The 16,112-nt window shown below is 43.4% G+C and carries 14 protein-coding genes; all 14 read left to right on the top strand.

Going from position 1 to position 16,112, the window contains the following annotated elements; genetic code table 11:
• Nucleotides 1–49 precede the first annotated feature (49 nt).
• Entirely contained in the window at nucleotides 50–577 is a 528-nt protein-coding gene (gene thiT / locus BUB66_RS06985) for an energy-coupled thiamine transporter ThiT (RefSeq protein WP_073256733.1), read from the top strand.
• Nucleotides 578–708: 131 nt separating this feature from the next.
• Entirely contained in the window at nucleotides 709–1,371 is a 663-nt protein-coding gene (locus BUB66_RS06980) for a hypothetical protein (protein ID WP_073256791.1), read from the top strand.
• A gap of 345 nt (nucleotides 1,372–1,716) precedes the next feature.
• Complete coding sequence (locus BUB66_RS06975) at nucleotides 1,717–2,889, top strand: HD-GYP domain-containing protein (RefSeq protein ID WP_159431513.1); 1,173 nt, start codon at nucleotides 1,717–1,719, stop codon at nucleotides 2,887–2,889.
• Entirely contained in the window at nucleotides 2,876–3,472 is a 597-nt protein-coding gene (locus tag BUB66_RS06970; protein WP_084098888.1) for a DUF5317 domain-containing protein, read from the top strand. Before BUB66_RS06975 ends, BUB66_RS06970 begins: the two co-directional genes overlap by 14 nt.
• A gap of 46 nt (nucleotides 3,473–3,518) precedes the next feature.
• Complete coding sequence (gene secA / locus BUB66_RS06965; RefSeq protein WP_073256728.1) at nucleotides 3,519–6,026, top strand: preprotein translocase subunit SecA; 2,508 nt, start codon at nucleotides 3,519–3,521, stop codon at nucleotides 6,024–6,026.
• Between the two features lie 38 nt (nucleotides 6,027–6,064).
• A protein-coding gene (prfB, locus tag BUB66_RS06960; RefSeq protein ID WP_143156243.1) for a peptide chain release factor 2 occupies nucleotides 6,065–7,196 on the top strand; the annotation gives its coding sequence in 2 pieces (ribosomal slippage) (nucleotides 6,065–6,124 and nucleotides 6,126–7,196; 1,131 coding nt in all).
• Entirely contained in the window at nucleotides 7,174–7,641 is a 468-nt protein-coding gene (locus BUB66_RS06955; RefSeq protein WP_084098886.1) for a hypothetical protein, read from the top strand. Before prfB ends, BUB66_RS06955 begins: the two co-directional genes overlap by 23 nt.
• 72 nt (nucleotides 7,642–7,713) lie before the next feature.
• Nucleotides 7,714–8,847, top strand: coding sequence for a glycosyltransferase family 4 protein (locus tag BUB66_RS06950; RefSeq protein WP_073256722.1), 1,134 nt, complete (start codon nucleotides 7,714–7,716; stop codon nucleotides 8,845–8,847).
• Nucleotides 8,844–9,329, top strand: coding sequence for a DUF4330 domain-containing protein (locus BUB66_RS06945; RefSeq protein ID WP_073256719.1), 486 nt, complete (start codon nucleotides 8,844–8,846; stop codon nucleotides 9,327–9,329). Before BUB66_RS06950 ends, BUB66_RS06945 begins: the two co-directional genes overlap by 4 nt.
• A 15-nt stretch (nucleotides 9,330–9,344) precedes the next feature.
• Nucleotides 9,345–11,237, top strand: a complete 1,893-nt coding sequence (locus tag BUB66_RS06940) for an O-antigen ligase family protein (RefSeq protein WP_073256716.1) — start codon at nucleotides 9,345–9,347, stop codon at nucleotides 11,235–11,237.
• On the top strand, nucleotides 11,234–12,325 hold the full coding sequence (locus BUB66_RS06935) for a glycosyltransferase family 4 protein (protein WP_073256712.1): 1,092 nt from the start codon (nucleotides 11,234–11,236) through the stop codon (nucleotides 12,323–12,325). The genes BUB66_RS06940 and BUB66_RS06935 overlap by 4 nt, the downstream gene beginning before the upstream one ends.
• Before the next feature lie 12 nt (nucleotides 12,326–12,337).
• Nucleotides 12,338–14,266: a DUF5693 family protein gene (locus BUB66_RS06930; RefSeq protein WP_073256709.1), complete on the top strand. Its 1,929-nt coding sequence runs from the start codon at nucleotides 12,338–12,340 to the stop codon at nucleotides 14,264–14,266.
• Entirely contained in the window at nucleotides 14,263–15,384 is a 1,122-nt protein-coding gene (gene csaB / locus BUB66_RS06925) for a polysaccharide pyruvyl transferase CsaB (RefSeq protein ID WP_073256706.1), read from the top strand. The genes BUB66_RS06930 and csaB overlap by 4 nt, the downstream gene beginning before the upstream one ends.
• On the top strand, nucleotides 15,362–16,111 hold the full coding sequence (locus tag BUB66_RS06920) for a WecB/TagA/CpsF family glycosyltransferase (RefSeq protein WP_084098884.1): 750 nt from the start codon (nucleotides 15,362–15,364) through the stop codon (nucleotides 16,109–16,111). Before csaB ends, BUB66_RS06920 begins: the two co-directional genes overlap by 23 nt.
• The last annotated feature ends 1 nt before the right edge of the window (nucleotide 16,112 follow it).

The raw sequence follows: 16,112 nt of genomic DNA, 5'->3' as shown, positions 1-16,112 counted from the left end.
CACCTATACGGGTGGGCTTATATTTTTTTTAAGAAAGGAGAATTGATTTATGAAGAAAAATTCTCTGTCAACGTTAATCGAAGGAGCCCTAATGGTCGGTATAGCTACGACCTTGAGCTTTGTAAAGATATTTCAGGCTCCGTACGGAGGTTCGGTTACTTTAGGCAGCATGGTTCCAATTCTTCTTTATTCCATGAGAAATGGAGCCTCTAAAGGGATAGTGGCGGGAGCGTCTTACGGTCTTTTGCAGCTCATAATCGAGCCTTATATCGTTCATCCGGTCCAGGTGATCTTGGATTATCCGCTGGCATTCGGATTGCTAGGCCTTGCCGGACTGTTTAATAAGAAGGTTTGGACAGGGATAACCGTCGGAATATTGGGCAGGTTTTTCTCTCACTTTCTTTCCGGCGTCATCTTCTTTGGGTCCTATGCGCCGGAAGGGATGAATGCGTTCGTTTATTCCGCCCTGTACAACGGTGCATACCTGCTGCCAGAATTGGCTATAAGCCTGCTTGCGGTAAGGTTTGTATTTTACCGGTTTATCAGAAAAGACGAAGAACAAAACTACCTTTCATGAAGGTGGGAATTATGGGAAGCGGACTAAATTCGCTTCCTTTTTTATTTTTTTTTGCGAAATTTCTCGAGCCGAAGCAGGAATTAACAGATTATGGTCGAATTGTATATATTGGGATGAGGCGGAGGGATGATATGGGAGAAAATCTTAGCAGAGAAGAAGTAATAAGACATTACGAGGAGATTATAAAAAAGATTAAAGATGTGGTTTCTGCAAAAATTATAACGACACCTGACGGAAAGATATCGGAGATTCATGTGCTTGCCAACTCCAACCGGAATCCAAAGCAGATAGTGAGAGATATCGAATCAGCGCTGGTTGCGACTTTTGGCTCTGAGATAGACCATAAAAAGATTAGCGTGGCTCAATTGAACAAAGAGGAGATTTTTACTGCGGAAACCCGTTTAAGGATAGATGGCCTTACCGTAAAAAAGAGCAAATACAATTACGAAGTATCAGTGGTCCTGAGAGACGCAGAAGATAAATTATATGAAGGAAGAGCGTTGGGCTCAGGTACTTTTAAATACTATTTAAAACTGGTTGCCCAAGCGACGATTGACGCCATACAGCAGTATGTGGGGAGGAATTTTTTAATTACACTGGAGGATATTAACGCCTTTAGAATAGGCGAAAGAGAAGCTATAGCAGTACTAGTGTCCATATTGACCGATTGGGGGGAAGAGACCTTTTTAGGTACAACTCTTTTCAGAGAAGACAAAGGAGAGAGTGTAGTAGTTGCGGTGCTTAACGCCGTAAACCGGCGTATAAGCTTTCTTATAAAAGAAAAAACAGATTAGCAAAAAAAAGGGCCGACGAAGCGAAGCGGTTTTAAAATGGCCTGCTCTAGTAGCGGTGGGGCAGAGCACCGTAGACGGGGAGGAGGCTTTATCTTATGAAAATCAATGCTACTCTTTTAAAGATTTTGCTGGCATTGATGGCTCTTGTCCTTGCCGGCGGTGCTAATTTTAGATTTGGCGGTTGATAATCTTTTTAGTCGGCCCTTTAATTAATTAAGAAAATTATTTACAATTATTTTTTTAGGGTGATTCAAAAGGATGTTACATAATACTTGGGGAAAATTATATGTATTTTTTGTTTTATTAATAGCAAGTATTTTTTTAGTCAGTTCTTACAATTCTATTTTGAATTTTAATATAGAGACATTTATCGTATTTATTTTGTTGGCCCTGTTGGCAGAACTTTTACCAGTAAAACTCATGAATGATGCAGAGGTTACTGTTGGATTTGCAGTATATATGGGTTCAATTCTAGTATTAGGATATAGTCTAAGTGTGTTAGTAGCAGTTATTTCTGCAACTTTATCTCAGATAGAACATAAGCTATATAAGGATGCTATAGTTAAAAAAATTTTAAATGTTGGATTATATACAATAATGGTAGGCGGTTCAGGCTATATTTATGAAAAGTTAGGTGGGATACCAGGTATAATTAATTTAAAATCAAATTTTTTACCTTTAGTTGCATTAATTCTTTCTTACTTTTTATTAAATGTAGGTATAATGACAATCGGGTTATCAATTTTTTTTAAAAAACCCCTAAAATATATCTTTACCACTACATTTAAGTGGGCTCTGCCAAATTACATCGCCCTCGCGCCTCTAGGTATTTTGCTTGCGGTTATCTACATCAACATAGGAGCACTGGGGCTGATTTTGTTCTTAATCCCGCTGCTTATCGCCCGGCATTCTTTTAAGCTATACATGGACATGAAGAAAGTGTATTTGGAGACGATTCAGGCTCTGGCAAGCGCCATTGAGGCTAAAGACCTTTATACGAAGGGTCATTCCGAGCGGGTCGCTAAATTGGCGGTTGCTATAGCGGAAGAACTAAAGATGGACAACGATTTGATAAGCAACCTGCATTACGCGGCACTGCTTCACGATATAGGAAAGATAGGGATACCGGAGCCAATACTGAATAAACCCTGCAAATTATCGGAGGAGGAGTTTGCGAAAATAAAAGTTCATCCTGAGTTGGGGGCCAATATAGTCAAAAAGGTTGATTTTCTGTTACAGGCCTCTTTTTTTATAAGATACCATCACGAGAGGTTGAGCGGAAGCGGGTACCCGGAAGGGCTCAAGGGAGAAGAAATTCCGCTGGGAGCGCAGATAATAGCCGTGGCGGATGTCTTTGATGCGCTCACCACGGACAGGCCTTACCGGGGAGCAATGACGGTTGAGGAGGCGATTTGCGAGATAGAGCAAGCTGCCGGTGTAGATTTTAGGCCAGATGTGGTTAGTGCTTTAAAAAGAGTATTGGAAAAGGGGAAATTTGCAGAATATGTTGCTCGTTGATTTTGTTCTCTTGTCGATAATAGTGGGGCTTCTGAGGAAAGGGAGCTTGAAAAAAATAGGCGAAATACCAATAAGAAAACTCGAACTTATATTTTTATCTTTAATAATTCGTTATTTACCACTGTTTTTAAAAGGCTCTTTGAAAGAGTACGTTGTCCAATATATTTTGGTAGTATCTTTTATTTCTTACGGGCTTTTGCTGTACAGCCTTCTTTCCAACTGGCATTTAAAGCCGCTGAGAATTGTGACTTTAGGGGTTTTGCTGAATTTCCTCGCAATAATAGCAAACGGGGGCAAAATGCCTGTATCTCTATTGGCCGTTGATTTTGCGGGACTGGGTGATTTTAAGCAGGACCTCTTTAATCCCCTTTATCCATACCACGTAGCCATGATGCCAAAGACCAGGTTTAAGATTTTTGGTGACATCTTCCCGTTGCCAAAACCCTATCCAAATCCCAAGGTATTCAGTCTGGGGGATGTTTTGATGGGAATTGGCGTTTTCTCTTTGATCCAAGAGGCTATGTTGAAAAAGAAATCGGCGAGTGATAAAATAAGTAGGAGGAAATTGAAAAGGAACCTATAAAAAGGTTCCTTATAAATTTTTTTTAGAAATTTTTGAGGTGAGAATAATGTTCGGGATACTGAGAAAAATATTCGGCGAACCGAATGAGAGGGAAATAAAAAAACTCGTGCCTATAGTGGAGAAGGTCAACGACTGGGAGTCCAGGATAAAGGTGCTTTCGGATAGTCAACTTAGGGAGAAAACTAACGAATTTAAAAATAGATTGCACGCCGGAGAAACGCTGGACGACCTCCTGCCCGAGGCCTTTGCGGTAGTAAGGGAAGCGGCCAAAAGGACTTTGGGTATGAGGCCTTTTGACGTTCAGGTTATGGGGGCAATAGTGCTCCATCAGGGCAGGATTGCAGAAATGAAAACGGGAGAAGGCAAGACTTTGGTAGCTACCATGCCGGCCTATCTCAATGCCCTGACAGGAAAGGGAGTACACGTGGTTACGGTCAACGACTACCTTGCCAGGCGCGACAGTGAGTGGATGGGGGCAATTTACAAATTTCTGGGGCTTGAGGTAGGTCTAATTGTGCACGGCCTTGATTTTCAAGAAAGGAAAAAGGCTTACAGCGCGGATATAACTTATGGAACCAATAATGAGTTTGGTTTTGATTACCTTAGGGACAACATGGTGATTTACAAGGAACACATCGTTCAGAGGGAGCTCAACTATGCCATAATAGATGAAGTGGACAGCATACTCATAGACGAAGCCCGTACACCGCTTATAATTTCGGGGCAGGCCGAAGAGTCTACTGATATTTATTATAGGTTTGCACGGTTTGTGCCAAGACTTAAGGCCGGGGAAGACTATATTGTCGACGAAAAAGCCCACAGCGTGATACCTACGGAGAAGGGAATAAAAAAGGCCGAGGAATTTCTTGGCGTAAAGAATCTATATGATGAGGAGAATATGGAACTTTTGCATCATTTTCATCAGGCGTTGAAAGCCCATGCGCTCATGAAAAGGGACAGGGATTACGTGGTGAAAGACGGCCAGGTCATAATAGTAGATGAATTTACTGGCAGGTTGATGTACGGCCGTAGGTACAGTGAAGGACTTCATCAGGCGATAGAGGCAAAAGAAGGGGTAAAAGTTGAGCGGGAGAGCAAGACCCTTGCAACGATAACATTTCAAAATTATTTTAGGATGTACAAAAAACTTGCCGGTATGACAGGCACCGCGGCTACTGAAGAAGAAGAATTCAGGAAGATTTACGGCATGGACGTGGTGGTTATACCTACAAACAAGCCTATGATAAGGGTGGACCACCCGGACGTGGTGTATAAAACCGAGAAGGCCAAGTTCGAAGCCGTGGTCCGCGAAATCGAGGATTGCTATAAAAGAGGTCAGCCGGTTCTGGTAGGCACCGTATCTATTGAAAAATCTGAAATGTTGAGCGAGATGCTGAAAAAGAAGGGAATCCCTCACCAGGTGTTGAATGCCAAATACCACGAGAAAGAAGCTGAAATAATAGCAAAAGCGGGCAGGAAGGGGGCAGTCACGATAGCCACAAATATGGCAGGACGCGGCACTGATATCGTCCTCGGAGAAGGGGTGGCCGAACTGGGTGGGCTGCACGTTATAGGTACAGAGCGGCACGAAGCCAGGCGGATAGATAACCAGTTGCGAGGCCGGTCTGGGCGTCAGGGTGATCCGGGCTCCTCGAGGTTTTACGTTTCTCTGGAAGACGACCTGATGAGGCTCTTTGGCTCCGATAGCATTAAGGGGCTCATGGACCGCCTAGGGCTTGAGGATGACCAGCCCATAGAACACCCGCTTATAACAAAGGCCATAGAAAATGCCCAGAAAAAGGTGGAAGCCAGAAACTTCGATATAAGAAAACATGTTCTCGAATTCGACGATGTAATGAACACCCAGAGGGAAGTTATATATTCCCAGCGCAGGAAAGTCCTGGAGCAGGATGACCTTAAAGACAGCGTAAAGCAAATGATCGAAGATGTGGTCGACCGTTTGCTAGACGTATACGCTAGCAGAGAAATGCACCCCGAGTATTGGGATTTGAAAGGGCTTTCCGAGTATTACGCCGATATATTTATGATTAAGGATGTGCTTGGTGCGGCAGTTAAGGAAGACGTAACCAGGGAGGAAATCCGGAAAGTTCTGGTCGAACGGGCTTTCGATGCTTATGAACAAAAAGAATTAGAAATCGGCGAAGAAACGATGCGAGAATTGGAAAAGGTTATTATGCTGAGAGTCGTGGACCAGAAGTGGATGGACCACATTGATGCCATGGATCAGCTTCGCGAGGGCATAGGGCTACGGGCATACGGCCAAAGGGACCCGCTCGTGGAATACAAGATAGAAGGCTACGAGATGTTCCAAGAAATGATAAAGAACATCCAGGAAGATACGTTGAGGTACCTTTTCAGAGTTCAGGTAAAAGCCGCACCGCAAAGAAAAGAAATGGCCCGAAACCTTTCTTATTCCCACGGAACTAGCGAAAAACCCCAGCCGGTTAAAAAGGGAGAAAAAATAGGGAGAAATGACCCTTGCCCCTGTGGAAGCGGCAAAAAATACAAGAAATGCTGCGGCAGGGCGGTATGAGGCTGAGAATTAAATATTTTAAGACGGAGGGGATTTAGGTGCTCGAAGAGTTAAAAAGTGAGATTGAGGCTTTAGAGCCTCAAATTAAAGAGATGAGGGATTTACTTTGAAATAGATAAAATCAAGGTCGATATACAAAAACTTGAGGAAAAAACTCTTGACCCAAATTTTTGGGACGACCAACAGGAAGCTCAAAAAATCCTTCAAAATCTCAACCAGTTGAAGGAGACTGTAGAGGAATTTGAAGCTTTGCAGAAAAATTGGGAAGACTTGGTTGAACTTATAGAACTGGGGTTAGAATCCAACGACCAGGAAATTTTAGATGAAATTGCTCGTGAAGCGGAAAAATTCAAGAATGATTTTGAGAAAAAGAGAATCAGGACATTGCTCAGGGACAAATACGACAAAAATAACGCGATATTATCGCTCCACGCTGGGGCTGGAGGGACTGAAGCGCAGGACTGGGTCCAAATGCTTTTCAGGATGTACACCAGGTGGGCCGAGGACAAAGGATACAAGGTCAAGGTCATGGATATGCTCCCGGGCGAAGAGGCGGGGATAAAGAGCGTCACCGCTCTGGTAGAGGGCCCCTATGCGTACGGTTATCTCAAGGCAGAGCAGGGCGTGCACAGGCTCGTCAGGATTTCACCTTTTGATGCGGCAGGAAGGCGGCATACTTCTTTCGCATCGGTTGATGTAATACCTGAAATTGACGACGATATTGAGATAGAAATAAGGCAGGAGGATTTGAAGATAGAGACATTCAGGGCAGGAGGAGCCGGCGGACAGTACGTTAATAAGACCGAGTCGGCAGTGAGAATTACCCATGTCCCTACTGGCATAGTGGTAAGCTGCCAGAACGAGCGTTCCCAGCAGAGCAACAAAAATGCTGCTTTAAAAATTCTGAAAGCAAAGCTTTTTAGCTTATATATGGAAGAACAACAAAAGAAGATAAACGAGCTTAGGGGAGAACAAAAGGAGATTGCCTGGGGAAACCAGATAAGGTCTTATGTGTTCCAGCCTTACAGATTGGTCAAAGACCACAGGACCGGCGTTGAGGTGGGTAATGTAGAGGCAGTTATGGATGGAGAGATTGACGTCTTCATAAACGCTTATCTCAAAATGAGGTCCAAAGATACTCCTGGAGGTGAAACATTTGGCAAAAGTTAGGAGCGTCTTTATAGCGGGATTGATATTGATATTTTTGGTGGGGTACGGAATTGGAATGGCTAACGTGGGGGAACCTGGGTCACAAGATGACCCCTTGGTAACTAAAAGTTATGTAGACAAAGTGGTATCGGAATTAAAGAGCTATTTGGATGAGAGTTCATCAGGCAACCAATCGATAGGGACTTTTGAAGTGGTCTACCTTGAAAAAGGCGACCGCCTTGTAGCGGGAAAAGGTGCGGAAATAATTTTAAGAAGCGGTATAGCAAAAGTTGTAGACAGCGAAAACGGTGGTATCGCCGATGTAACCGACGGCAAAGACCTGAGGCGAAATGAACGAGCACCCCAAAATCACCTGCTCATCGTGCCGCGCGATGACGGAAGGGGGCTTATAGCAGAGACTAACGTGGTCCTTACGGTTCGGGGAAGTTTCAAGGTCACAAAGTAGGGAACTTTACTGTCGAAAAAGTAAGTGATATACTTTTTTTGGTTAATTATCTTCGAGAGAGAGGCCGTTTTGATGAAAAACCTTACGGTATTGTTGACTCTAATGTCTCTTAACACTGGTGGAGCTGAGACCCACGTAGTTTCTCTGGCGAGACAATTGAAAAAAGAGGGAATCAATGTTTTGGTTGCTTCCCGGGGAGGAGAACTGGTAAAAGAACTTAATGCCAGCGGCATAGAACATTTCACCCTGCCTCTCCACAGTAAAACGCCGGTTAGCCTCTGTTCGGCGATAATAGGGCTGACTAAAATCGTAAAAAAACACAAAGTAGACTTGATCCACGCCCATGCGCGCATACCGGCTTGGGTTTCTCAATGGGTTTTTTATCTGACGGGATGCCCTTACATCACTACATCCCACGGTATTTACTCCACTCACTGGGGTTTGGGATTGTTGACGGCATGGGGGGAAAAAATCATAGCCGTAAGTGAAGATGTCCGGGAGCACCTCGTAAAAAATTTCAAGGTAAGGCCCGAGAAGATATACGTCATCCCAAATGGCATAGATTTGGAGCAGTTTGACCCAGAAGTGGATACCTCATCGGTGCAAAAGGAGTTAGGTTTGTATTCCGATGAAATGAAAATCGTGTACATAAGCAGACTCATGGGGGCAAGAGGTGAAATAGCCCTCAAATTGATAGACGCCATGCCCGATATCTGCTCATCTTTCCCAAATGCGAAACTTTTAGTGGTAGGCGAAGGTGACAAGCTGGAAGCCATAAGAGGGCAGGCCGAAAAGTGCAATACTGTTTTGAAAGGTCAGCGGGTTATCGTGACAGGTGCGAGACTTGATACGTACGCTTTGATGGGCCTTGCAGATGTAGCGGTGGGCGTTGGAAGGGTAGCTCTTGAGGCTATGGCTATGAAAAAACCCGTGATTATTGCAGGTGAAGCCGGATTTATGGGAGCACTTACCCCGCAGAACTTTGAGGATGCCAAAAGGCACAATTTCAGTGGTCGGGGAACGGGGCAAATTACAAATTCGAAGAACCTTGCTAAAGCCATTAAAGATATTTTAGCATCTCAAGAATTGAGAAAGGAATTAGGCGAGTTCGGAAGAAAGAAAGTACAAGAGCATTTCTCTATTGGTACGATGACAAATAAGGTCTTGGAAGTTTACACAAAAGTTCTTGAGGAGGTAAATCGATGAGTTTTATTGACAAAAAAGGTAGATTATTTGGATTGATAAATGTAATAGATTTGCTCGTGATAATTCTGGTTGTTGCGGTTGCGGCAAGATTTGTATTAAACCCGCAGAAAAATTCTTCAGTTGCTGAGGAAAAGACGATCCAGGTTGTGATGTTGGTGAAAGACGTCAGGGATGCCACTGCTAAAGTAATAAAGGAAGGGGATATAGTCCGCGAAACAAAGACTAATAACCTTCTTGGGAAAGTTACAAAAGTTGAGGTAAAACCTGCTGAAACTCTTGTAAATACCGCCGATGGCAGAGTTTTAAGCGTGCTAAATCCGGTATTAAAAGACGTTTACGTGACCGTTGAAGGTTCGGCGACGGTGGGGGAAAATGCCATTGTATTGGGAGGAACAGAAATAAGAATAGGGACTGCTGTCCAGATGAAGACTAACCTTTACGCAGTAGTAGCTACGGTTATGGAAATTAATGAGTTTAAATAAAGGGGCATAAAGTATATGGAAGCTGTAATTCGGTGGATAGCTGAAAGTTTGGTTATAAAATCGATAGGCTTTCTTTTCTCTCGAGAAGTATGGGTGAACAGTGTTCTATATAGGATTTTAGAAAAAATTGCCGGCACTTCGAAAGCCCTATTGCGCGGAAGGTTTATTGGGCTTTTATTGCAAAGTGAGCCGTGGGAGAAAGAAGCCTTGTCATCCAGCCGTTTTTGCAAAGTGTTTTTTAATAAGGCAAACCGTTTCTCCGTTTTCAAAGGCATTATAAGGGATACTGTAGAAAATAGCTCTTGTTACAGGTATTCAGCAGAAATATGGCTTAATTTTAAAATGCGACCTTTTAAAATTCTGTCTTTAGTCTTCTTGCCTGCAACATTTACCTACGCTGCTTTAAAAGGCATTTTTTCCGGTTTGTCGGTTGGAGAATTCACGGCTGTTGTAATTGCTGCAGGAATCTTGATTCCTTCCTATTTTATAAATTTGAATTTATACGATGTATTTAAAGGAAGCATTTTGCTGCAGGCGGCTGGTCTCCTTGACGGGGGTCGGAAGGCGGCTTTGCCTGCTGTTGATAATGAAAATGCCGGTTTTGTATATGTGTTTTTGGGTGCTGTTTTGGGAGTGCTTTGCTTTTTTTTGCCGACTATAACCGTTATCAAGTTTATTGTTTTGCTAATGCTTTCATTTTTACTATACCTGAAGCCCTATTTCGGAATTTATATCATGGCTTTCATACTGCCCCTTGTGGACACGATTTACAGCGTTTTGCTCATAGGGTTCACATTTGTTGCCATGGTACTTAAAGCTAAGAAGGGAGAGTTTGGGGTTCCGAACGGGATAGTACCAGCAGCTTTATTTTTCACTTCAGCCATCTTAGCAGCGGTTTTTTCAGTAGCACGGTCTGAGAGTTTGAAGCTGCTGCCTATTTATGCGGCTTATTTTATAACTTTTCTGGTTTTCTATCATTATTGCAGAAGAGAAAAGGTGATGAAAACGGCCCTTCTTTTTCAAACGATTTCCACGGTTGGAATATCTCTATACGGCATATATCAGTATTTTTTCGTAAGAAAACCTACTGCGATTGCATGGGTGGACACAAAATTATTTCCGGAAATAACTATAAGGGTCTATGCGACCTTGGAAAATCCAAATGTGCTGGCTGAGTATCTGGTTTTCGCCATTCCGGTGGTTTTGGCATTTATCTGGACGTCTGATAAAGTGGGGCGCAAACTGAAATTTTGTGGAATGCTGGGGATCATATTGACCTGCCTTGTGATGACCCTTTCGCGAGGAGGTTGGCTGGGGCTTGCCGTAGCCGTATTGGTTTTCGCCCTGGCGGTTGACCGCAGGTTGTTTGCAGTTTTGATGTTAATTGCGGCATTATCGCCGGTGTTTTTACCTACCGTTATTATCAACCGTATAGCGAGTATAGGAAGCCTGGAAGATAGCTCAAATGCTTACCGCGTAACTATATGGGTTGCTACCTTGAGGATGCTGAAGGATTACTGGTTAACGGGATTGGGACTCGGGCTTCGAGCATTTTCCAGGGTTTACAGGGATTACATGATTGCAGGAACTCCTGCACTTCACGCCCACAACTTTTACCTGCAGCTTGGCCTGGAAATGGGCATTTTGGGGCTTGTTTCCTTTATATGGTTCGTATGGGCTGAACTTAAAGAAGTAACAAGAATTATGCGAGTAGGAAATATAAAGAAAGCTGTGTTTGCTGTGGCAATTGCAGGGGCAATTTCCGGTCACCTGTTCCATGGGCTGTTCGACCACGTATGGTTCAGCCCAAGGATTGGCATGACTTTTTGGGAGATGGCAGGGATTCTGGCTGCTATAATTACATCGGAAAAAACTGCAGAGCCTAAGGGAGAAGTCGAAAGGTCATGAAGAAAGTATTGCACGTCATAACCGATACTAATATAGGAGGGGCAGGCAGGTACCTTTTAAACCTCCTTTCTGCCTGGGATGAAAGTCGGTATTCGGTGGCTGTGGCGTGTCCTGCCGGAGGAGAATTGGAAAAGCGTTTAAAAGATTTAGGCGTAAAGGTTTATCTCCTAAAGGGCGGCGAAAAGTCATTTAAAATCTTACATCTGGTGCAGATTTTAGGAATCATTGCCCGGGAAAAGGTGGATTTAATCCATACCCATGCCAGCCTTTCGGGGCGAATAGCCGGAAGGCTTTTGGGCCGGAGGGTTGTATTGACCCGCCACTGGATGGGGAAAAAAAGCGAGATGGGTATTTTCAGGCCTCTAATAAACCGAATTTTTTACCAGCTCCTCACCGACCGGGTCATTGCGGTGTCAAGAGCCGTGAAGGTGAGTCTCATGGAAATTGGGGTTCCGGCCTGGCTGATAAAAACTGTGTACAATGGAATAGATGTTCCAAATATTTCAGGAAATTGCGGAAAACTGAGAAAGGAACTCAACATGCCAGAAAGAATTCCTCTAATAGGAATGATAGGCCGTCTTGTACCGGAAAAAGGCCATGAATACGCCATAAGGGCCATGCCGGAAGTATTAAAAAAATTTCATGATACTCGCTTGGTTTTGGTAGGGGATGGCCCATTTAGACCTTACCTTGAAGACTTGTGCGGGAAAGTGGGTGTCAAAGATAAAGTAGTTTTTTTGGGTTTTAGAAAAGATGTCGAAGAGATTGCCATTGATTTCGACGTAATCCTTATGCCATCTTTGAGCGAAGGTTTGCCCCTTGCACTTTTAGAATCCATGGCATTGGGGAAGCCCGTTGTGGCATCAGAAGCGGGTGGCATACCGGAGATTATAAAAGACGGGGAAAACGGTGTTCTAGTGCCTCCTAAGGATGAAGGAGCTCTGGCAGAAAAAATAATAAGGCTTTTGACGTCTAATGAAATGCGGGAAAAGTTAGGGGAAAATGCAAGGCAAACGGTATTATCAAAGTTCACAGCAAAGATAATGGCAGAAAACACCATGCGGATTTATGATGAACTGCTGAAGTAAGGGGCGGTTTGAGTGAAGCTTTGGATTAAGGGATTAACGGTGGTTTTTATAGTTTCCATAGCATTTTCTCTGTTTGGCCTTGCATCGAAAATTATAGCAGAACAAAAAAGCAAGGTTGTGGAAATTTCAGTTCCTATAAGTGAGGTCAAGCAGCTTGCAAAGATTACCGGTCGTGACTTCGGAGAGATTTTAAGCGAATTTAAAAAAGCAGGGGTCACTTCCTTGGCGGTAGAAGAAACCACGGTAAGAGATTTCATTGAAAAAGGCCGGATTTTGGTGTTGAAGGGTTGGCAGATAATGGACCACCAGCGTTTTTTAGGAGTGGAAAACGAACTGACAAAGCGAATTATCTCCAGGGAGGATTTCAACCCGGAAAGCTATTATATATTTTCACGGGACAAAGCAATCTTTGACAAATTAAAAGCAGCACTGTCTTGTAGAGGATATGAAATAATGACCGAAGAGGGTGAAGACATATACGTAATTCAAGAAATTGATGGGAGAAGCGGCTTTAGTGGGATTGGTCTGGGGTTTGACCAGCAGTCGATAAACTTTGCCATATCTTCGGGTTTTAATGTAGTATTGATGATGAAAGATGTAAAAGGAAAGACTGCGCAAGAAATAAAACAAGTAAGCAAAGTTTTTGATGAAAATATCTCGGTTCTTATACTTCAAAACAATGAAATACCGCAGGAGTCTGAAGCTGCAAAAATGCTTTTTAACGCGATAAAAGAAAAAGGCATCCGCCTGGGACTTGATGAATTTAAAGAAACGGAGAGTTTACGAAAGGGTATTAGGGAAAAAGGATATGACATCGTAAGGGTGTACAATCGTCCTGCGCACAAATGGATGCAGGAGTATCTCCTCGCTGTAAGAGATAGAAATGACAGGTTGCTTTGTCTGCACCTTTTTCTATCTGGCGATGAGGACCTTATAAGGTACAATAAAGAACACATAAAAAATATATACGATGACGTAATATCTGCGGGCTTTAAACCGGGACTTTATCCCCAGAAAGCTTCTTCATTTTCAAAAGATCAAATATCAGGCCCTGCATTGATACTGATCCCGTCAGTTGCTTCTTTAGGGCTGATACCGGGGCTTTATTATCTCCTTCGCATATTTGAAATAAAGGAAAGTCATGCTCTGCTTTCTTCTATAAGCTTGTGGGGTATTATATCGATACTGGCTTTGATAGATTTTTCGCTCTTTAGAAGTGCTTCGAGCCTTATGGTCTCAATAATCTATCCTTGTCTTGCCGTAAGCCGGGAGATGCCGGTAGACGGGTCTATTGTTAAGAATTTAGGGCAGAGCATTGAAAGTGGAATTTTAACACTTGGGAGGGCAACCGCATTGACTTTTGCAGGGGCCCTATTGATAACCGGAATATGCAGCGATATGGATTTTATCGTTGGCTTAGAAAAGTTTCGCGGAATTAAAGCAATGTACATCGCTTCATTTTTGTTAATCGGACTTATCTACGTAAGATTTCAATACGGGAAAGTTCCGTTGAATAAGCCGCTCTTTAGCGTTGGAAATCTTTTTACACTTAGCCTGGCGGTCGGAATTTTGTACGTCCTGATAAACCGCACGGGGAACTTTTCGGCCATTCCTATACCTAAGTTCGAACTTTATTTTAGAATTTGGCTGGAAGAAATGCTGCCCGTAAGGCCGAGGACAAAGGAATTTCTGATAGGATGTCCCGCTCTTGTCCTTGCAGGAGGAATAAAAAATCCCAAAAGACCCGGGCAATTTCGATTGCTCTTGGCGACAGGGCTTTTAGGAGAGCTTTCTTTGATAAACACCTTCAGCCATTTTCACGCAAATGCCGTTATCTCAATTGTCCGTTCCTTTGAGGGGATACTGCTGGGAAGTTTTATCGGTAGCCTGGTATTGATTGGGTTTTTAACACTATGCCGGAAAGGGAATGAAAGAGAATGAAGAAAATACTGGTCTCGGGGTATTATGGCTTTGGCAATGCCGGAGATGAAGCAATATTGATGGCCATGGTCGATTCTTTTAAAAAATTGGATGATAACATCCGCATAAAGGCTTTGTCAGCCAATCCAAAAGAGACGGAAATGATGCACGGCATAGAAGCTGTGCATCGAACTAATCCTTTTCTTGTAGTTAAAGCGATAGCCGAGGCGGACTTAGTTTTGAGCGGTGGTGGTGGCCTGCTCCAGGACGTAACGAGCAGCAGGTCCATCCCTTATTACCTTCTCATAGTGTTTCTCGCGAAAAAGATGGGGAAAAAAGTGATGTTTTATGCCAACGGAGTCGGCCCGGTAAACCGCAATTTAAACAAGCGGCTGATTGCCTCGGTGGGCAATATGGTAGATTTGATTACGGTTAGAGACGAAAACTCCCGGGACCAGCTTAAAAATCTCGGAGTAAAAAAGCCCCAAATCTACGTTACGGCAGATCCTGCTTTTGCGTTAAAACCTGTAGATGACGAAACTGGACTTAGTATACTCAACAGGCACCGTATTGATTTGAGTAAGGCAGGTCTTAATATAGGGATTTCGGTAAGGCCGTGGAAGGTTGGCGAAACAAGAAAAGTCATCGCTGAAGCTTGCGATTTTTTGATAAATAGCTATTCGGTAAATATAGTATTTATACCGATGCAGTTTCCGCAGGATTACAATGAATCGCTGGAAATAATGCGACTAATGAAGGAAAAAAAGGTCAAAGTTATTAGTGAATCGCTAGGGCCAAGAGAATTGCTCTGGGTTTGCGGGAAAATGGACCTTCTTTGTGGAATGAGGCTCCACGCACTTATATTCGGTGCCATAATGGGAGTTCCCCTCGTGGGACTTGCCTATGACCCTAAAGTTGAAAACTTCTTAATACGTGTCGGGCAGCCGTCTGCCGGAACATTAAAGGACTTAAAAGTCCAAAGTTTATGTAGTCTTATCCAGGATGCTATAAAAAAACGTGAAGAAAGCAGCCGTGCGCTCCTTGCAAAAAGAAAAGAGATGGAATATTTAGCTAACGAAAATGCTATGCTTGCTTTAAAGCTGCTGGAGGGTGGTCATGAGCAGTATAAGAAGGATTGAAATACTGGGCGTGCCATTGGATAAAGTGACATTGGAACAGGCGGCGCAGGAAGTTGAAAAAATGCTGGATGAGGGAAATACAAAGGTCATCGTAACGCCTAATGCGGAAATAATCATGGCAGCCCAGAAAAATCCCGCATTGAAAAAAGCAATAGCCGCTTCCGATCTAATCTTGCCAGACGGCATTGGAGTGGTAATAGCCTCGAAAATTATCGGAAATCCACTGCCGGGAAGAATTGCGGGTTTTGACCTGATGGTAAAGATGCTGAAGATAGCTGCCATCCGTGGGCTTTCCATATTCTTGTTGGGCGGAAAACCAGGTGTGGCCGAGGAAGCGGCAAAAAATATATTGGCTGGATTTTCGGGGTTAAAAGTAGCGGGTACGCACCACGGATACTTCAATGAAAAGCAGCATGATGAAGTGGTGCAAAAAATAAATGAGGCAAAGCCGCATTTCATTTTCATAGGTATGGGTGCCCCCAGGCAGGAACTCTTTATGGTGAATAACAAAAGCAAGATAAATGGAAGTATAATGATGGGTGTCGGCGGCAGTCTTGATGTATTTGCGGGAAGAGTGAAGAGAGCACCGGTGTGGATGCAGAGGACGGGTTTTGAATGGCTTTACAGGCTGCTGCAGGAACCCTGGCGGTTAAAGAGGATGTCAGTGCTCCCCCTTTTTATGATAAAAGTATTGATGAAAGCAATGGCAGAGAGAGGAGAAAAATGAC

The sequence above is a fragment of the Caldanaerovirga acetigignens genome (assembly GCF_900142995.1).
In the GTDB taxonomy this organism is placed as follows: domain Bacteria; phylum Bacillota; class Thermosediminibacteria; order Thermosediminibacterales; family Thermosediminibacteraceae; genus Fervidicola; species Fervidicola acetigignens.
The sequence above is the reverse complement of the archived record's forward strand: the minus strand, read 5'-3'. Positions and strand labels throughout refer to the sequence as shown.